Source organism: Halovivax gelatinilyticus (assembly GCF_024300625.1).
GTDB classification, from domain to species: Archaea; Halobacteriota; Halobacteria; order Halobacteriales; family Natrialbaceae; genus Halovivax; species Halovivax gelatinilyticus.
In genome coordinates this window covers 968880-987121 of the sequence record NZ_CP101322.1, presented here as the reverse complement: position 1 = coordinate 987121, position 18242 = coordinate 968880, and the positions used below count along the sequence as shown (strand labels likewise).

At 64.4% G+C, this 18242-nt stretch carries 22 protein-coding genes; 11 read left to right on the top strand and 11 right to left on the bottom strand.

All coding sequences use genetic code 11. The annotated features are described in order from the left end of the window. Positions 1–9 precede the first annotated feature (9 nt). From NKH31_RS04775 to NKH31_RS04765, 3 genes are read left to right on the top strand one after another with little or no spacing between them, the layout of a single operon-like run. Entirely contained in the window at positions 10–1062 is a 1053-nt protein-coding gene (locus NKH31_RS04775; protein ID WP_254864001.1) for an ABC transporter ATP-binding protein, read from the top strand. Continuing rightward, positions 1062–2369 (top strand): ABC transporter ATP-binding protein, encoded by a 1308-nt coding sequence (locus tag NKH31_RS04770; protein ID WP_254864000.1) that lies wholly within the window; start codon positions 1062–1064, stop codon positions 2367–2369. The genes NKH31_RS04775 and NKH31_RS04770 overlap by 1 nt, the downstream gene beginning before the upstream one ends. Before the next feature lie 58 nt (positions 2370–2427). Beyond that, positions 2428–2928, top strand: a complete 501-nt coding sequence (locus NKH31_RS04765) for a DUF367 family protein (RefSeq protein ID WP_254863999.1) — start codon at positions 2428–2430, stop codon at positions 2926–2928. A 36-nt stretch (positions 2929–2964) separates the two neighbouring features. Here the strand turns inward: NKH31_RS04765 and NKH31_RS04760 are convergent, their stop codons facing one another. The 4 genes from NKH31_RS04760 to NKH31_RS04745 all read right to left on the bottom strand — a co-directional run bounded on the left by NKH31_RS04760 (position 2965) and on the right by NKH31_RS04745 (position 6099). Then, positions 2965–3411 (bottom strand): hypothetical protein, encoded by a 447-nt coding sequence (locus tag NKH31_RS04760; protein WP_254863998.1) that lies wholly within the window; start codon positions 3409–3411, stop codon positions 2965–2967. A gap of 155 nt (positions 3412–3566) precedes the next feature. After that, entirely contained in the window at positions 3567–4454 is an 888-nt protein-coding gene (locus NKH31_RS04755) for a hypothetical protein (protein ID WP_254863997.1), read from the bottom strand. A gap of 87 nt (positions 4455–4541) precedes the next feature. Beyond that, positions 4542–5168 carry an RPA family protein gene (locus NKH31_RS04750; RefSeq protein ID WP_254863996.1) on the bottom strand — a complete coding sequence of 209 codons (627 nt, stop codon included), beginning with the start codon at positions 5166–5168 and terminating at the stop codon, positions 4542–4544. 1 nt (position 5169) lies between these two features. Next, a complete protein-coding gene (locus NKH31_RS04745) occupies positions 5170–6099 on the bottom strand; it encodes a replication factor A (RefSeq protein ID WP_254863995.1) in 930 nt (309 codons plus the stop codon). A 363-nt stretch (positions 6100–6462) separates the two neighbouring features. On the opposite strand from NKH31_RS04745, the gene NKH31_RS04740 reads away from it, so the two are divergent. The 4 genes from NKH31_RS04740 to NKH31_RS04725 all read left to right on the top strand — a co-directional run bounded on the left by NKH31_RS04740 (position 6463) and on the right by NKH31_RS04725 (position 9385). Further along, complete coding sequence (locus NKH31_RS04740; protein ID WP_254863994.1) at positions 6463–7314, top strand: hypothetical protein; 852 nt, start codon at positions 6463–6465, stop codon at positions 7312–7314. Between the two features lie 71 nt (positions 7315–7385). Continuing rightward, positions 7386–7697, top strand: a complete 312-nt coding sequence (locus tag NKH31_RS04735; RefSeq protein WP_254863993.1) for a DUF7091 family protein — start codon at positions 7386–7388, stop codon at positions 7695–7697. A gap of 114 nt (positions 7698–7811) precedes the next feature. Next, positions 7812–8033 (top strand): DUF7130 family rubredoxin-like protein, encoded by a 222-nt coding sequence (locus NKH31_RS04730; RefSeq protein ID WP_254863992.1) that lies wholly within the window; start codon positions 7812–7814, stop codon positions 8031–8033. A gap of 77 nt (positions 8034–8110) precedes the next feature. Then, a complete protein-coding gene (locus tag NKH31_RS04725; protein ID WP_254863991.1) occupies positions 8111–9385 on the top strand; it encodes an ethylbenzene dehydrogenase-related protein in 1275 nt (424 codons plus the stop codon). Positions 9386–9434: 49 nt separating this feature from the next. Here the strand turns inward: NKH31_RS04725 and NKH31_RS04720 are convergent, their stop codons facing one another. From NKH31_RS04720 to NKH31_RS04710, 3 genes are all read right to left on the bottom strand, one after another. Then, complete coding sequence (locus tag NKH31_RS04720) at positions 9435–9644, bottom strand: hypothetical protein (protein ID WP_254863990.1); 210 nt, start codon at positions 9642–9644, stop codon at positions 9435–9437. A gap of 81 nt (positions 9645–9725) precedes the next feature. After that, positions 9726–10511 carry an SDR family oxidoreductase gene (locus NKH31_RS04715; protein WP_254863989.1) on the bottom strand — a complete coding sequence of 262 codons (786 nt, stop codon included), beginning with the start codon at positions 10509–10511 and terminating at the stop codon, positions 9726–9728. A gap of 50 nt (positions 10512–10561) precedes the next feature. Continuing rightward, positions 10562–11098, bottom strand: coding sequence for a Tfx family DNA-binding protein (locus NKH31_RS04710; RefSeq protein ID WP_256547911.1), 537 nt, complete (start codon positions 11096–11098; stop codon positions 10562–10564). Positions 11099–11199: 101 nt separating this feature from the next. On the opposite strand from NKH31_RS04710, the gene NKH31_RS04705 reads away from it, so the two are divergent. Continuing rightward, positions 11200–11595, top strand: a complete 396-nt coding sequence (locus NKH31_RS04705) for a DUF8146 domain-containing protein (RefSeq protein WP_254863987.1) — start codon at positions 11200–11202, stop codon at positions 11593–11595. A gap of 55 nt (positions 11596–11650) precedes the next feature. Here NKH31_RS04705 and NKH31_RS04700 read toward each other — a convergent pair whose 3' ends face one another. Then, positions 11651–12106: a DUF5814 domain-containing protein gene (locus NKH31_RS04700; protein ID WP_254863986.1), complete on the bottom strand. Its 456-nt coding sequence runs from the start codon at positions 12104–12106 to the stop codon at positions 11651–11653. 368 nt (positions 12107–12474) lie between these two features. Between NKH31_RS04700 and NKH31_RS04695 the strand changes: the two genes are divergently transcribed. Beyond that, positions 12475–13317, top strand: a complete 843-nt coding sequence (locus tag NKH31_RS04695; protein ID WP_254863985.1) for an HNH endonuclease — start codon at positions 12475–12477, stop codon at positions 13315–13317. A 1-nt stretch (position 13318) separates the two neighbouring features. On the opposite strand, the gene NKH31_RS04690 is transcribed toward NKH31_RS04695, so the two are convergent. Further along, entirely contained in the window at positions 13319–14500 is a 1182-nt protein-coding gene (locus NKH31_RS04690) for a CBS domain-containing protein (protein ID WP_254863984.1), read from the bottom strand. Between the two features lie 167 nt (positions 14501–14667). Here NKH31_RS04690 and NKH31_RS04685 point away from each other — a divergent pair, with 167 nt between their 5' ends. Both NKH31_RS04685 and NKH31_RS04680 read left to right on the top strand, forming a co-directional pair. Further along, on the top strand, positions 14668–15198 hold the full coding sequence (locus tag NKH31_RS04685) for a 50S ribosomal protein L16 (protein WP_254863983.1): 531 nt from the start codon (positions 14668–14670) through the stop codon (positions 15196–15198). 446 nt (positions 15199–15644) lie between these two features. Beyond that, complete coding sequence (locus NKH31_RS04680; protein WP_254863982.1) at positions 15645–16538, top strand: ATP-grasp domain-containing protein; 894 nt, start codon at positions 15645–15647, stop codon at positions 16536–16538. 52 nt (positions 16539–16590) lie between these two features. Here the strand turns inward: NKH31_RS04680 and NKH31_RS04675 are convergent, their stop codons facing one another. Both NKH31_RS04675 and NKH31_RS04670 read right to left on the bottom strand, forming a co-directional pair. Continuing rightward, positions 16591–16989 (bottom strand): Hsp20/alpha crystallin family protein, encoded by a 399-nt coding sequence (locus NKH31_RS04675; RefSeq protein WP_254863981.1) that lies wholly within the window; start codon positions 16987–16989, stop codon positions 16591–16593. An 85-nt stretch (positions 16990–17074) separates the two neighbouring features. Continuing rightward, positions 17075–18088, bottom strand: coding sequence for a type II glyceraldehyde-3-phosphate dehydrogenase (locus NKH31_RS04670; protein ID WP_254863980.1), 1014 nt, complete (start codon positions 18086–18088; stop codon positions 17075–17077). Between the last annotated feature and the right edge of the window lie 154 nt (positions 18089–18242).

The window sequence follows — 18242 nt, the reverse complement described above, 5'->3', positions numbered from 1 at the left end:
GATTCAACGATGACACTACTCACGATCGACGGTCTCCGGATGTACTACGGGAGCGAGGAGGGCTACGTGCGCGCCGCAGACGACGTCAGTTTCGAACTCGACCGGGGCGAGACGCTCGGACTGGTCGGCGAGAGCGGCTCCGGCAAGACGACGATCGCCCGCTCGATCATCCGACTGCTTCCGGACAACGCCGAGATTATAGACGGCTCGATCGAACTCGACGGGACGGAAATCACCGAGTTGAGCGATCCCGAACTCAGAAAGCGGGTCCGGTGGACCCAGGCGTCGATGATTCCCCAGAACGCGATGAACTCGTTCGACCCGGTCTATACCGTCGGTCAACAGATCGTCCAGGCGATCACCTACCACGAAGACGACGTCTCGAAGGCCGAAGCGAAGGCGCGCGCTCGCGAGCTGTTCGACGATCTCGGAATCGAGGCCGATCGCGTCGACGACTACCCACACCAGTTCTCCGGCGGGATGGCCCAGCGTGCGATGATCGCGCTGGCGTTGTGTCTCGAGCCGAAGCTCATCCTGGCCGACGAACCCACGACGGCGCTGGACGTCGTTATTCAGGACCGAATTCTGGAGACGATCAAGGACATGCAAGCCGAGATCGACAGCGCGATGATCCTGATCACCCACGACATCTCGGTGGTCAGCGAGACGTCGGACCGGATCGCCGTCTGTTACGGCGGCCGGATCGTCGAGCAGGCCGACGCGGCTACGATCATCAAAGCGCCCCGCCATCCCTACACGATGGGGCTGCGAAACGCCTTCCCCGACATCGGCGATACTGACGAGGAGCTCATCTCGATTCCCGGAACGCCGCCCAACCTGGTCGACCCGGACGAAGGCTGCCGGTTCGCACCGCGGTGTCCGTTCGCCCAGGAGGAGTGCTGGAACGTCACGCCGCCGCCGGAGGAGTTCGAAGACGGCCACGTCGTCAGGTGTCACCGGGCGGACGAGGCCGAGGAACTGCGCGAACGCGCCGAACGGAAAGAGACGTGGATGGACGCGGATAGCCGGGTCGCTCACCCGTTACAGGGAGGTGAGGAGTGATGTCGCTCGTCTCGGAGACGGACGAATCGGTCGGGAGTCAGGAGAACGTAAAACTCCGGCTAGAGAGCGTCGATAAACACTTCGCCGTCAACCGCGGCGTGCTCTCGCGCATTTTTCGCGGCGAGTCCTCGCAGTACGTCCACGCCGTCGACGGCGTGTCGCTCGATATCGCCGAGGGCGAAGCGTTCGGTCTCGCGGGGGAATCGGGTTGTGGGAAGACGACGCTCGGAAAGACCGCGATCAGACTCCACGATCCGACCGACGGCCGAATCATCTTCGACGGCGAGGACATCACCGACTACAGCGGTCACGAGCTGAAGGCGTTCCGCCGCGAGGCGCAGGTCATCCAACAGAATCCCTACGAGTCGATCAACCCCCGGTTTACGGTCTACGAGTGGGTCGAAGAACCGCTGATCGTCCACGGCATCGGATCGAGCGAGGAGCGAGACGAACGCGTCCTCCGGACGCTCGAGATGGCCGGCCTCGAGCCCGCCGAAGCGTACGCCAGGGAGTATCCGAGCGAACTCAGCGGGGGCGAACGCCAGCGCGTCGGCATCGCGCGCGCCCTGGTTCTCGAGCCATCGTTCCTGCTCGCCGACGAACCGGCGAGCATGCTCGACGTCTCCATCCGGGCGAGCATCCTCGACGTCTTCGAACGGCTCCAGAACGATCTCGGACTGACGGCGCTGTACATCAGCCACGATCTCTCGCTGTTGAAACACATCTGCGATCGGATCGGCATCATGTATCTCGGCCAGCTCGTCGAGGTTGGGCCCGCAGCGGAGATCATCTCGAACCCACAGCACCCCTACACGCAGGCGCTCGTTTCGTCCGTTCCCCGGATCGACCCCGACGTCGAGCGCGAGCGCGTCGAACTGGTCGGCGAGGTACCCGACGCGATTTCCGTTCCCTCCGGCTGTCGGTTCAACCCTCGCTGTCCGAAGGTCGTCCCACCGAGAGACGTCGACCTCGACCAATCGGTCTGGCGGTCGGTCGCGACGCTCAGACAGGACATTCTCGCCGGCGACCTGGCCGTCGGCGACGAGTCGGTCGCGGAGCCGCCCGCCGTGCTGGCGGACTACGAGATTCCGCTCGATCGACTGGACGAGCGGACGCAAACGATTCTCACCGACGCGCTACTCGAACTGACGGGCGACGACGGTGAGTCGATCGACCGGCTCCGGACCGAACTCGAGAGTCCCTGCGAGCGCGAACCGATTCCGACCTACCAGGCGACCGAGGTTCAGCGCTCGAAGTGCATCCTCCACGACGAGGCTGGCCCCTACGACGTCGGCGCGTCTGACTGATCTCGAACCGACGGCGACGAACCCGACCAATTTTGTCCCGTCACCGCCCAGCTCGTGTGTGGAAGTCCACGTCTACTACGAGGGTGACGACGACCCGAAGAAGTGTACGGCCAGACGGCTAGAACGCTTCGACGAGACCGTCCTCCACCGGCAGATGAAGGCGGTTCCCTACGGAGTCGTCCTCAATCCACACGCCGAGCGGGCGCTCTCACCGGCCGACCGCGAGGCCGCCCTTGACACCCTCGTCGCCCTCGATTGCTCGTGGGAATCGGCCGAGGAGGCCGCCTTCTCGATGCCCGGCGAACACCGCGCCCTGCCGTTTCTCGTCGCCGCGAACCCGGTCAACTTCGGCCGACCGTTCAAATTGACGACCGCCGAGGCGATCGCGGCCGGGCTGTGGATCCTCGGCGAACCCGACCACGCCGAATCGGTGCTCGAACCGTTTCGCTGGGGCGAGACGTTTCTCGAGATGAACGCCGAACCACTGCGCCGGTACGCCGCGTGCGAGGATTCGACCGAGGTGGTGGCGGTACAAGACGAGTATCTGGCCGAGGAGTGAGAACGTCTCGTGGTCGCTATCGTCCCGCGGAGCCGCTCACACCCGCGACCGCGTCGTCCCGTCGGCTGCATCGACGTGGGCACAGAGTTCGGGGATCGAAACGACCACGAGTCCCGGGCCGTCTCCTCTCTCCGAAATTATCCCCTCGACGAGCGTTCGATCGGCATCGACGTCGGCGGCCTCGAGTCGCTCCCACGCTCTGTCCGCTATTTTCATCTCGATCAGGTACTCGCCCGGACCGTCCGGCAGGTTCGTTTCCGGAACGGTATAGCCATCCTCGGGTGAACCGAACGTTTCGGTGTGCTCGAAGCGGGTCTCATCACCTTCGCGAATGCGGACGGTTGCTTCGATCGATTCCGGATGACCGTTTCTAACCGTAACGCTGCACAGTTCGAATTCCTCGTCGCCGAAAACGTCGACGCATCCGGCCAGGGACGTCGACAGTAACGGTCCACCACAGACGAGAAGTTCGCGACGCTTCATACCGTGGTAGATTACCACCCCGAATTAATACGTACTGGATTACACGTCTCGCGCGAACCGTTTCACCGAGACGGCCCGATTGGCGAGGGGGTTCGTCGTTTCGGCGCCAGCTGGCGCAATGATTCGCCCACACCAATGCCAGCCAAACCGCCGGCTCACGCGCCGATCCGTCGCGCCCGTATCGATTCGCGCAACGCGTAGCCGACGACCAGCAGGCCGACCCAGCCGACGACGAGCGCCGCCAGCACCGTCCGGACGAGCCCCGCCTCCAGTTCTCCGCCGATCAGCACCGCGACCCCCACACCGAGGGCGACGATTCCCAGACCGACCAGATAGCAGATGATGCGCATCGCTCTCGTCGTCGTCGGGTGCGGCGATTCGGATCGGTCGATCGGCGTCTGCTCGACCACGCGGTCGAACGGTTCGACGCGGTCTGCGGGTACGGGGACGACGAAGGGCCAGCCGTCGACGCGTCGACAGAACCCCAGCCGGTAGCCCCGAATGCCGACCGGGAGCCAGCGCGCCGTGATAACGGACGAGAGCGGGATGGACGAGTCCTCGCGGTACGGGTGAGCGTACTCGACGGCGAGCGTCGTCTCGTCGAGTGCGTACGACCGGTCGAACCACCAGCTCGCCGTCGGTGCGAAGACGACGCCGGCGAGTGCCACGTAGAACAGCCGTGGGTCGGCCAGCACGGCGAGGACGATGACGGCGGCAGAGGCGAGCCCGGTTCCGCCGAGCACCCGCCAGTCGATGTGCTCCGTGGGGACCCACGGTTCGACCCACTTCGCGTTGTTCTCGCCGTAGCGAGCCATCGCGCCGAGATAGAGAACCGAGGATACGCCGCCGATACAAAGCATGACGATGCCAAAGAGCGCGAGCCCGCCGTCGCCGGTGAGAATTCCGAAGACGGGCAGCGAGGCGAGCCCCACCGCGACGAGGACGAACGCCCCGGCCAGCGGTGCGAGTGGTGCGTACAGCGCCACCGCCCGCCCGAACCGGGTCTGGGGCGTCAGCGACCACTGCTGTCCGTCAGACGACATCTCACCCCGATATCGGATCGTACCCGTAATTACTATTGCTGAGTAATTCGAACATATTTCGGTCGGTGCGGACCGATCCGGCCGAACTCAGGCCGTCGCTTCGAGTTCGTCTAAGCTCTCTACGGCCTGGATGACGTCCTGGCGGTAGTTCTCGACCGGCGAGTCGTAGTGCTCGCGAGCGAGCTGGGCGTACTCGTTCGTCGGGGCGGTCGATCCGCCGTCGGGGTCCTCGCGCGTCGATTCCCACTCCTGGTAGGCCTCGATCCGGTCTAGGGTGCGGGTTGCGGTCTCGACGACCCAGCGGTCGCGGATCGCCTCGTCGACGATCGTGATCGATTCCGGACGCAGCGAGACGGTGATCGAGCCGTCGTCCGGTTCGTAGGTGCGCGGCTTGCCGACCACGGCGACGTATTCCGGCGGTTCCGCATCGCGGAGAATTGCGGCGGCTTCGGGCTGGTACTGGCCGGCGTAGGCGAAGAACGTGCCCGTCGGATCGACCACGCGGCCGCGCCAGTACTCGCTCTCGTCGCCGACGTCCTCGGTCTCGGTGAGAGTGCCGACGGCGAAGACGCGGTTGGCGCGATCGCCGGTGGGCAACAGCGCGTAGTTGGGCGCGCGCTCGTCGTCCGATTCTTTGAACGTGTACGTCGCGTCGTTGAATTCCGAGGCGAAGACGCGTCGGGCGACTTCGCGGGTGAGATCTGCTTGACTCATGTTACATCGACCTCGCTCTGATCAGCAGGGGATCGGGATCCGCCGGCTCGGTCAGCTCCGTGACCTCGTCTGCGAGGACGTATCGTCCGAACGTCGGGCCCTCGATGCGGTAGTAGTTTCCGATGATCTCGTCTGCGATCTCGTCTGCGACGATCGTCGTGTCGAGGGCGTCCATCGCCATCTCCTTGGCCTCCTCGAGCGAGATACCCGTGAGCGCCTCCGTCGACGCCTCGTCGAAGATGACTTCGTGGGCGTCGATTCCGTCGTCGACGACGCCCTTGATGCGGAGGTCGAACTCGCCTTCGACCTCGCCGTGTTCCGAACAGCGTCCGTTCTGGATGACGCGGGTGCAGTCGTCGTCGGGACAGCGCTTGATCAGCCCGGAGCCGCTCTGCATGGCGACCATCGCGCCCTCGATTTCGGAGGTGTCGTCGCCGACCTCGATGTCGTCGTCGAGTTCCTCGATGACGGTCGTCTTGTTGAGCTTGATCGAGTACCGGCCCTGGTACTCGTCGGTGACGACGTTCTTGAGCGAGTAGACCTCGCCCTCGTCGAGCGAGGGTAGCTCCGATTTCGCCCACTTGGTGAACTTGATCGTCCCGCTTGGATCGCCGAGCAAACCGACTTGCGCGACGGCGTCGCTCCGGGGCTCCCAGAGTTCGATGACCTTCACCGTGACGTCCACCCACTGCTCCGGTTCGTCTATCTCGGCGAGTTCGACGCGCTGGCTGGAGCCGCTGGCGATGTCCTCGCGCTCGAGCCCGGCCTGTTCGAGGTAGTGGTTCGTGACGCTACGCCGGGCCTCCTCGACGGGGACCTTGTACTCGTCGATCAGCGTCGTGAGTCTGTCCTCGACGTCGCTCACGTCGACGTCGAGATGGTCTGAAAACTGCGCGTGTATGTCGTCCGCATGCTGGCTTACGTCGCTCATAGTGCTCGCCTCCTCTTGTGTTTCAACGGGAGGCATACGTCGGTTGGCTCCCGATCGTATTTAAAGTGACGTCAGCGGGGCGAAAGTGTTCTCGAGGTGGGACGCGCGGTCGCCGCAGACCGCGTCGAGTACGGGTTCCGTCGCTCGGTCGGTGGGGCGAGAACGGCGGCGGAAGTAGTGGCGGCGCGGACGGCGGTGGTCGTGGTGGTCCAGTACCGTTGGCGGTAGACGTAGCGAGGTCGCGAACGTGACGGTAAACGTGGTACGAGGAGAGTGAGATGCAGTTCTCCGGTTAGTCGTTGTGACTGTCCAATCGTCGTTGACAGGGGTTTACGAGCGGGGTCGGTGTGCGGTTGCATCGACATGAGCACAGACGAGACGAACCGATCGGAGCGTCGGACGACGGTCTCTCGGAGGGGTGTGCTGGCCGCCTCCGGCGGGGCGTTCGCCGTCGCGGCTGGGCGAGTCGGTGCCAGCGAGGGCGAGTCGTCGGTATCGGGGCGGCTGTCCGGGCGCTGTCCCGACGCCACGATCCGGCCGAGTCACGGACACTGTGACGGGGCGACGATGGACGGCTGTGCAGACGATCATCCCGAAACCATCGCGATCCAGACCGAAGTGAAGGAGGTTCTCGACGAGCGTTACGAAACCGTCGGGGACATCGTCGACGACGGATTTTTCCCGTACTTCGACACGTTAGACCGGAGCGCCGACGGCTGGTCACACTGGATCAACCCAGACTACGTCGGTGACGATTCGATCCTCGATCCCGACCGGCCGGAGTCGATCCTCGTCGACAACCACAGCTGGCGAGCCATCGGCGTGATGTTCGTCGCGACTATCGACGGCGAGCCGGTCGAGCCCCCGTCGCTCTACGGCGAGGGCGAACCCGACGAGAACCGGTGTTCGCCCTGGCACTATCACGCCGGCCTCCCCGGGCGGAAAGCCTGGTGGTATTACGAGAACGTCCACGACGGGGATGGTCTCCCGTCCTCACGGCTCCCGTGCCGGACGCCGTGTATGATGCACGTCTGGACGGTCGAGCACCCCGATGGCGTGCACGCGCACGGCGGACCGCCCCCGGAGTACCGAGACGAACCGGTCGCGACGGAGACGGGCCTCGACACGGCGGCCGTCCCCGGCGAGGATACCCTCGGCTGGGAGACGCTCCCCGACGCGGTCGTTCGCTCCCACCGAGGGCGACGATCCGAGTGAGCCGACGGTCGCCTCGGCGTCACGAATCGGCGACGAGCCTATGTGAGTGGCGCCCGAATTTCGGGTACGACATGTCCAACCGGCGCCGGCTCGATCGATTTCTCCGATCGAAACTCCAGGAAGCGGGCGAGCAGTACGCCTCGATCCGAACCACTGCCGACGGTCAGCTGGCCGAAGCCAAGGAGGCCTACCGGACGGCCAGGAACGCCCGTGGACTCCCCAGCGACGAGGAAGGGCGCGCGAAAATCGTCTGCCGGCGCTACGCCGAGCGCCGGGCCGTTATGCTCGACGAGGAGTACCGACCCGCGTGTTACGAAGCCGACCACCCCGACTGCGAGGGCTGCGTCGAGGACGTCCGGGCTGGTCGGATCGAAACGTGGTGAGCCGGCCGTCGGGTGGTTACGATCGGGCGGTGGCTCCGTTCGGATCGGCGGGTCGTTCACGATTCCGACGCGTGTGCCATTGCTTAACACGGCTCGGGTCGTAGTGACCTCACGATGTCCACCCCACCCGAAGGGCCGACCCAGCGCGACGAACTGCGAAACAAGGAGGAGACCGAACTTCCGATCGGCGAATCCAGCGAGCCGGAAACGCGCGGCTCGACGCTCTGGCGGTGTGGCGACTGCGGCGAAATGGGAGCGCTCGCCGATTCGCTGCCCGCCGAGTGTCCGGCGTGTGCGGCCCCGCGGGAGGTACTGTTCTACTGGGAGGAAGATTGATCGCCGGTAGTGTGCCGATTCGTCGCGCCACCGTCGCGACCGGATGATACAAGCCATCACCATCCGATCGATACCCCGTGAGCCGCGACTGGTACCCGAAAACCGCGCGCAAGAATCTCCACACTAAGATCGCGTACACCGATCGGCGGATCTACGTTCGGTTTCGGTGGGCTCAACCGGACCCCGGCGGCTGGATTCACGACATGCTCGTCTATCGGGACGGTCGCTGGCAGCAGTTCGCCGATCCCTCACCGTGGGTGACGAGTGACGATCGTGACGACCACACGGGATTCTACGAAGACCGGGTGAGCTTCTTGCTGGACGACGGTTCGGTGACCGGGTTCGAGGAGTTCGGTGGCTGGCTCACTGCCCACTCGGGGATACGATCGCTGCCAAGCGCCGTTTCAGCCACCGATGTCGACGGGCACGGTCACTTCGGCTCGGACGGGTTGGGGAAGTCTGACGTTCGAAAGTTCATCCCGCAGGCGTGTGCGGGCGAGTGGTGGGAAAACGACTGGAAAACAGTCCGCCCGCAGGGCGAACTCGACCAACTAAAAGCCGACGGGGTCTTCCTCGACCTGCCGATGTGGCGGGCCCACCGAAGCGATCCGCTCGGCTACGGGACCGACCACCACGTCCTCGACTATCGACACGGTGACCAGGGGCGGAACACGTACACCTCCCAGTCGTGGGACCCGAAAGCGGGTCCGGAATACATGTGGGACCCGGCGGTCGTGGCTGATGGTGCGCTGGATTACGGGTCCATCAGAGCGGGTGACATCCCAGAACAGGGCGTCGACACGTACGCGCTGGAACTCGACGACGCCGTCCCGTTCGACCCCGCCGTCGCGGAGTGGGAGGGTGCGATGATCCCGCGCCGACCCCTCCAGCAACCCCGCGGAAGCGCTGCCGACTGGCGGGCCACCGGCACCTGGGCGGACGGCGAGTGGACCGTCGAGATGTGGCGCGAGTTGACAACCGACCATCCCGCGGACACCAAACAGCTCGAACCGGGCGGAGTGTACACCTGGACTCCCGCGGTCCACCACGGTGCCGGAACCCGGTGGCACTGGGTCGGCTACCCGTACAAACTCGGCCTCGGGGTCGAACCGGACTACGTCGGCGACCGACACACGGCGGGGACGACCGAACTCGTCGCGACGCACGTCGAGGACCGCCCCGACTGGCGCGAGATCGACGGCTACACCATTCCGCTCGTTTTCCCCGGTATCCTCGTCTGGGACGACCTCGTCGCCTCGTCTCACCCCAAATCTGACGAGATCAGAAACGCCGAGGTCACCATGTGGGAACTGTACGAGAACGATCCCGAGTCGATCCTCCGCCGACGCTGAGAGTACTCCTAAGTAGCGATCGCCGGTTTGAGAACGGTGCCGATCTCTCTCAATTCGCGACGTACGACCACTCCTGTAACCGGTTGAGGCCGTTTTCGTCTTCGGCCTGCGTCGTCTCCAGTTGCTCACGGGCCTCGGTCGGGAGCTCCTCGTCGGTCGCCGCGTCGGCCAGCACGGTGCGCTGGTCCTCCAGTTCCTGCTCTATCGTCGTCAGCTCTCGGAGTCGTTCGAGGAACAACTTGTGTTCAGTTACGATCATCGTCCCGTTCGCGACGTCGACGGACGGGCGCAAAGGCCGCTGGGCGGCAATCCCACCGTCCGCCAGCCAACGCGGCCATCACTACCCGCGAATCGTCCCGCCGTCGATCGGCACCTCCGCGCCGTTGACGTAGCTCGCCCGTTCGCTGCTGAGAAACGCCACGACCGCACCGAGTTCCGCCGGGTCGCCGATCCGGCCCAGCGGCACGTCCGCCGAGAGCGCCGCGAGCCCCTCGTCGTAGTCGGCGTACTCGCCGCGCTCGACGCCCGCCTCGAGCAGGTCGACGACGCTATCCGTCTCGATCAGGCCCGGCAGCACGCTGTTCGCCCGGATCTCGGGAGCGAACTCGCGCGAGAGGGTCTGGACGAGCCCGCTTACGCCCCTGCGGACCGTGTTCGAGAGCAAGAGCCCGTCGACGGCCTCGGTGACCGTCCGCGAGGTGAGACAGACGATCGTCCCGGCGGACGACTCGCGCAGGTGCGGGCAGGCGCGCTCGATCGTCCAGACGGTGCTCATCACCAGCTGGTCGTACGCCTGGTACCATTGGCGCTCGGTCGTTTCGAGAAACGTCGTACTCGGCGGGTTTCCGGCCGACGTCACCAGGTGATCCAGCCCGCCGAACGCCTCGACCGTCTCGTCGACTAGCCGGGTGACGTCGTCCGGATCCGTCACGTCCGCCCGAACGGGATGGACGTCGCCCGACCCTGCTTCGTCGACGTCGTCAGCCGCGGCGCTGAGTCGCGAGCCGTCCCGACCGCAGATCGTGACGTCGACTCCCTCCGCCGCCAGCGCGAGCGCGCTCGCCTTGCCGAGCCCCGCCGAACTCGCGGTCACCAGCGCGGCGTTGCCGTCGATTCCGAGGTCCATAGCGTCGTCAACCACAGCAGGAGACATAGGTTCGGGGGCGGGTCTCCCGCTCACTCGTCGGTTCGCTCTGACGTCCGGACTCGGACCGAACCGGTGGCCGTTACGCCCACGACGAGATCCGACCCGACCTGTCGACCGCTGACGGCCGGTCCAGCGGCGTCGCTTACGACCTTCATCAGATCCGGTGCCGTGTGCGAGACCTTGACGCCTTCTTCGTCACAGGCTTCGAACACCTTCTGGGGAACGTCGTAGAGGTCCGTCCCCGCCGGAATTTGTACGCGAACTGGTGCGTGGAGTGCCTCGGCGAACGCGACCGTCTCCCGGGCGCGCTCGACGTTCTCCCGCCCGCTCGCCTCGATCGACGAGACGTTCGCCCGCGAAGAGCCGATCGCCTCGGCGATCGTCGCCTGTGACTCGCCGCGTTCGCGTAGCGCCAGCACCTGCGCCTGTCGACGCGTCAGCACGCTCGCATCTGGATCGAAGCCGACCTCGTCGAGAAACGCGTCGATCTCTTCGATCACGACAGCCTCCGTGGACGCGGTCGCCGGTCCATGTCGATCGCTACGACCTCCCACCCTAAGACTCATCGGATCGAGTGAGCGTTCGACCGTCGCTCTCGGAACGGCCGAACGGAGAGCAGTTCGTCTGACGAAGGGTTAAGTGAATTCACGACAACTAGCCTCTCAGGATGGGTAACAAGAACAAGACGATCTCGTTTCGGGTTAACGAGGACGCCTTCGAGGCGCTCCAGCAGATCGCCGAGGAGCGCGACATCTCTCTGTCTGCGGTCTTTCGCGATTACGTCGATACGCTCATCGAACACGACGGGCAAGTCGCCGTGGTGCCCGAATCCGAGCTCGAGGCGAGCGAGGGTGACGAGGCCTCCTTCCCGCCGACGGTCGAGGTTCCAAAGAGCTTCCTTCGAGAACACGAACGACTCGAACTCGAAACCGAGCACCTGCGCGAACAGTTAGAAGAGCACAAGGCCTACGTCACCGACCTGCGCGACCGCGTCGAGGACGACGAAGAGGAGGTGCTCCTGCTCGACGACCTGGACGAGGACGAGCCCTACCAGATCGGCTGACCGACCGAACGCTCCTGCTGGGTCCGGTCAGCTCGCCGAAGGAGGCCGAGGTCACTTACCGCGCGAGATCCTGCTTTGCCCGACGGATCGATTCCTGATCGTCCGGTCGTCCGTCGACGCGAGCCAGGCCTTCGGCCGCTTCGAGCGTGCGGACGCCGCTGTCGAGAAACGAGAGAATGTCCCCTTCGTAGGCGTACACCAGGTAGTCGTCGCTCATGACGTCGACGATGGCGGCCGGTCCGAGCCCCTGCGCCCGAAGCTCTAGCAGGTACCGGATGAACTTTCGCTCCGGACAGCCACAGTAGGGATTGTCCTGGCAATCACAGTCGAGAAAGTCACTCGCGAAATCGAGCACCCGCTCGCGGGTCGCGTCGTCCACCTTCTCGAGTCCGTCGCCCTGAAAGAGCAGGTCCAACGTCGCCCCTTTGAACGCCCCTTTCGGGACGTTCGTCTCTAGCTGCGAACAGAGCTGGCGGTGATTCTTGAGGTAGATCTTCTCGGTGATGGCCACGCGTTGGTCGTCCTAACGCGCACACGGCGAAAAGTGATTCGGGTCAGATCCTTCGGGTCAGATCAGGACGAACGCGTGCCGACAGTTCCGATAGAGTGATAGCTGGTGGCAGGGGTGGAATCGAGGCGTAACGTATTTCACTTCCTCGGTGATTACTGTCGAGTGCAGACGTGTCCGGGTTGGGGTAATGGTTATCCTTCAGCCTTGTGGAGGCTGAGAAGTGGGTTCGATTCTCGCACCCGGACTCATAATTTTTCTGACATCAATTCCGATCCAGGAGACTGTTCGTCACGCCAAATTGATGCGGTACTATCGGAATCGGAAACGGACCCGTCTCGGTTTTATCCCCTACCGACGATGGTAATCCAATGTACGATTGTCCGTCCTGTGACCGGTCGTTCGATAGCAAGCGCGGCCGCGCCGTACACCACAGCCAGGGACACGGGGAGCGCCTTCCAAACCGAACCTGTGCGCGTTGCGGTGACCGTTTTCACAGCGAATATGAGAAGAAATATTGTACCCAGGCCTGTCTCGACGAGATTTCGTTCGAGGGTGAAAACGCGCCCAATTTCCAGGGGAAGAAGCGATCGACGCAATGTGTCCTCTGTGGGGCCACGTTCGAGTACTATCCGTCAGAGAAAGTCGGATTGTACTGTGCTGACTGCGTCGAATCTGAGGCGTGGCGTAAACCACCATCACTCGACGGAAAGCGAAATCCACGCTGGTCCGGCGGGAAACTCGAACTCGAGTGTACCGTCTGTGCCGAACTGATCCGGCGCTACCCGAGCAATGCGACCGGCGAAGCGGTCCTCTGTAGCGAGGAGTGCCGGCGGTCGTGGCTCTCCGATTCGTTCACCGGCGAGGGGCATCCGAACTGGAAGGGAGGGGGCAACGAAGCGTACGGAACCGGGTGGTACGCCACCCGACGGGCCGCGCTCGAACGAGACGACTACGCGTGCGTCCGCTGTGGAACGGACCGGGAGGACCTCGGTCGTAATCCCGACGTTCACCACCTCGTACCCGTTCGGGTGTATATCGAGTCCAACGAGTTCGAGAAGGTCGACGCCCACAGACTCGACAACGTCGCGACGCTGTGTCCGCCCTGTCACCGGAAGGCCGATTTCGGCCACATCGACCCGGATCGGCTCCGGGAATTGACCGGGATCGATCGGTCGACGTCCGCACCAGCGGGTCCGACGGAGGTCGCCTAACTTAGGCGACCCGCTGGGCGCTCGGGGTCACCGACCCGCTCTGCTGGACCACGTTCAGCGCCGTCATGACGTCGGATCGCGAGATGATGCCGATCAGGTCGCCGTTGTCGTCGCCCCATCCTTCGTCGCGGTCGATGACGAGCAGTCGGTCGACGTTACGCTCGCGCATCCGCTCGATGGCCGTCATCACGTCGGCCTCGGGACCGATCGTCTCGAGGTCGCTCGTCAGAATCTCCTCGACCGTGTAGGCGTCTCGTTCGACGGGTTTGACGTTGCGCGCGTCGGTGAGCGTCACGATCCCGACCAGGTAGCCGTCTTCGAGGACCGGGTAGGCGGTGTGGCGCTCCTGGAACATGCGCTGGACGAGTTGCTCGACGCTCGTGTCCGTCGTGACCGTCTGGAGGCGACCGGCGGGCGTCATGATGTCGGCGACGGAGACGTCCTGGAAGGCGGCCTTCATCGTCACCTGTTGTGACTCGCCGGAGGCGGCGATGTAGACGAAGAGCGCGACGGCGATCAGCACCGGGTTCCAGGCGAACAGTCCGAACAGCCCCATCAACACGGCGAAGCCCTTGCCGATGGCGGCCGCTTGCTGGGTCGCCTTCGCGTACGGCTGGTTTCGCGCCAGCAGCGCCCGGAGGATCCGCCCGCCGTCCATGGGAAACGCCGGGAGCATGTTGAAGACGGCGAGCGCGATGTTCAAGATGGCCAGGTAGGCGAAGATGAATCGCGCCCCGTCGAAGCTCTCGGGCGTGGCCAGAAACAGGCCGTAGGAACCGATACCGACCAGGACGGAGACGATCGGTCCGGCGATCGCGATGCCGAACTCCTGTCGCCAGTTTTCGGGCATCTCCGAGAGGGCGGCGATCCCGCCGAGCAGCCAGAGCGTGATCGAGTCGATGGGATAGCCGTAGCGCTGGGCGGTCAGCGAGTGGCCCAGTTCGTGTAACACGACGCCGATGAAGAGCCCGATGGCGGCGAGCAATCCCCAGAGGTACGGCGTCGTCCCGCCGGTGAGCGCGGCGACGTCGATCCCGGCTCCCATCGTCTCGTTGAACAGCTCGCCTGCCACTTCGATCTGGGCACCGATGAGGTAGGCGAAGATGGGCAGGATCAGCAAGAACGTGATATCTAGTTTGATCGGAATCCCGAAGAGCGAACCGATCCGGAAACTCTTCCACATACCGACTGATAGCCTCGCTGTCCCCTTAAACGACCCGACGGTCTCTCCAGTCGTCTGGCTGTACACACGCTGGCGGTCGGTAGCTATTCGCAGGGTTCGTCGGCGCGTTCGCGGTTCGAAGCCTTTATCCGCGTTCTGGGCTTCGGTTCCGGTAAGTAATCACAACCATGTCCGACAAACCCGCCTCGATGTACCGGGATATTGACAAACCGGCGTACACGCGACGCGAGTACATCACCGGCATCCCGGGTTCGAAGATCGCACAGCACAAGATGGGCGACGTCACCGCCGATCCCGACGACTACCCCGTCCAGATCAGCCTCGTGACCGAAGAAGCCGTCCAGATCCGACACGGCAGCCTCGAAGCTTCACGGCTTTCGGGTAACCGACACATGATCAAGAACGCCGGCGAGGGCAACTACAAGATGATCCTCCGTAAGTTCCCCCACCACGTCATCCGGGAGAACAAGCAGGCGACCGGGGCCGGCGCCGACCGTGTCTCCGACGGAATGCGCCAGTCGTTCGGCAAGATCGTCGGCACCGCCGCACGCATCGACGCCGGCGATCGCATCTTCACCATCTGGTGTGACGTCGACGACGCCGAGTTCGCGAAAGACGCGCTCCGACGCGCCTACAACAAGATCACGCCGCCGTGTCGGATCGTCGTCGAGAAGGGCGAACAGGAACTGGTTTCGTAAACCAACCTTTTGCGCTGTGGGCGCGGCTGCGCCGCGCCCTCGGCAAAACGTTGATGAAAAGCACTCCTCGCTCCCCGCCAGCCGCGCGTCGCGCGGCTTCTCGGTCGCTCGTCGGCCCGCTCGCTCACGTCCGTTCGCTCACGGTTTCACCGTTCGCGTTTTCGCGGTCCTCGCCGCGTTCGGACCGCGCTTCGCTCGCGGAGAGCGTTCTCAGGAAGACCAGCCTTTCCCCGGGTCGCGCGGATCGCTGGCGCGATCACGCGCTCGCGGCCACGCACGAGTAACCGTCTTCGACAGGCGGCGGTCGTTCTCCTCCGCCACCCCGGCCGACGCCGGTCTTCGACGGGATCGCCGACGTCACCGGTCCGTGGGACGCGATTCGACGACCCCACTTTCGCGCTCTCGGTGGTCACGTTTACGTCACCGCCGCGCCGAGTTACACTCGAATGATCGATCTGGCGGTGGCGAACCGAAAGGAGACGTTCGAGCGAATGCGACCGCCCCTCGCAGAGCGCGGTATACGATGTCACCACGTCCCGGTCCGCGAGGGCGTCTTCCCGCTCGGTGCGGACGCTCCGTTCGATTCCGACGCCTACGACGTCGGCTTCGTCTACCCCGGCCGGGTGATGGAAGGCGGCGTCGCCGACGCCATGCTCGACGTGCCGTGGGTAAACGGACTGGAGGCGGTCCTCACGTCGCGAAACAAGGCGGGGGTGCTCGCCGGACTCGAACGTGGCGGTCTCCCGATCCCGGAGTCCGTCTACGTCTCGAATCCCGTCGACGAGGACGAGCTTCGGGAGGCGTTCGAACGGCTCGACCCGCCCGTCGTGATCAAGCCGAACTCGACGACGCGCGGCGTCGGCGTCGCGAAGGCCCACGACCTCGACTCGTTTCTCGGCATCTGCGATTACCTCGGACTGGTTCAGGACTATCGCGCGACCGGCGACAAGTCGTTTCTCGTCCAGGAGTTCGTTCCAGGGGCGACCGACTATCGCGTGATGGTCCTGGCCGGCGAGTACGCCGGCGCGGTCGAACGCCGACTTCCCGACGCCGAACGCGAGGCTGGCCAGTGGAAGCACAACGTCCATCGCGGAGCCGAAGCACGCGGCGTCGATCTCCCCGACGAGCTTCGCGAACTCGCCGAGTCAGTCGCGCGGACGCTCGAAATCGACGTCCTGGGAGTCGACCTCCTCGCGACGGACGATCGTGTCGTGGTGAACGAGACGAACGCCCGACCGACGATCGACGCCGCGACGAAGTACGAACCCGACTTCTACGATCGGCTGGCCGCGGTGATCCGGTCGCGTGCGACGTCCGGACCCCAATCTGGGTCACAGTAGCACACGCCACGCTCGTCAGTGTGTCGAATCGAGAGAATTCAGTACCGCGGCCTCACTCCAGGCTGATTCCCGAACTCTGTTCTGCGGGTTCGAAGACGACTTCGAGAACTCCGTTGTTGTAGGTCGCACTCGCGGTGTGTTCGTTCACCCGCCGGGGAAGCGAGACGCGTTCGTCGTATTCGCGGTGGTCGCTTCGCGCCGAGATGGTGAGCGTCTTTCCGTCGCACTCGAGTTCGATGTTCTTCTTCTCGACGCCCGGAAGGTCGGCGACGACGCGAATCTCGTCGTCCGTATCGTGGATGTCGACGTGGGTGTCGGCACCGAACCCGTTCTCGACCGTCGTCGCCGAGGAGTCGAACTCGACGTTCGCACCCTTCATCATATCGTTCATCATCCGTTCGATCTCGCGAAAGAGATCGTCGAAGGGTTCGTCGCGGTCGTCTCGTCTCATACGGACAGGTAGCGTCCGCCCGTGCAAAAACTTTCTGTCGGCGGACAGCTGTGACGACGGCCGCCGTGGGAGAATCGACCCGATCTCAGAAGCCGACGCCTATCGCGTCGTCGGTGGTCTGAACGCTTTCGGCCTTGTCGGCCGTGCTGGTGATCGCCCGAATCGCGTCGACGTTCTCCGGGACGACGTCTGACTCCTGGTGGATCCCCTGAAAGAGGTAGAGATCGTCGCCCTCGACCGAGATCGACTCCTCCCAGATGCAGTTCTCCCAGAGGTCGCCGCGCGGCCGACCGACGTCGTGAGCGTACTCCTTCAACTTGCCGCTACCGTCGATGTCGAACGACTCGGGGATCAAGAACAGTCGGCGCTCGTCGGCGAACAGGTCCCGAACCTCGCTCGCGTCCGGGGTGGATTCGAGCGTCACGTTCAGGCTGTGCATGTGCATCTGCGTCGCCGGCACTTTCATCCCGAGTGTATCGATATCGATGTCGGGGAAGATGGTGTTCACGTCGGGGCCGTGGTGTGACGGGATCGTCACCGGGTTCGGCAGAATGTCGTTGATCGGTCCGCGGGAGGTCTGGCCGGGGTCGCCGCCGCGGCGCACTAGCGTCGCACGCACCTTCTCGATCCCGTAGGTTTCTGAAAGCGGCGCGATGACGCGCGAGAGTCCCGTCGTGTTACAGGAGACGACGCGGACGTGCTCGGCGCCGATCGCGTCCTCGTAATTCGACCGGGCGTTAAAGCTCACGTCGGCGACCTCGGCGTCTTCGCCACCCTGGTAGATCGCGGGCACGTCGTGGTCGACGTACAGTGACTTGTTCTGCTCGCCGATTCCGCCTGGCGTGGCGTCGACGACGACGTCGGCCACCTCGAGGAGCTCTTCTACCGGTCCGGCGATATCCATCCCGGCCTCCGCGAACTGGTCGGCCCGATCGGCGATCGCGGCGTAGAGCGGGTAGCCCCGATCGATCGCCGTCTGCGCCTCGTAGTTCGGCCGCGTCTTCGCGACGCCGAGTACTTCCATGTCCGGCTGTGCGGTGACGGCGTCTGCGACCCGTTTTCCGATCGTCCCGTACCCGTTTATCGCGACCTGTATCATGCGCGAACCTCCTGCACCGACGCGGTTAATCGTTTCGAGGTTTCCGTCGGACTGGAGTGTTCAGGTTGTTGGCAGTCAACACGGGTGTGGGCACAGGCACTCTCAGCCGAACGGGAGGCCTGTAGCAGGTGAACGTGAATTCGGGAGCGTGGGT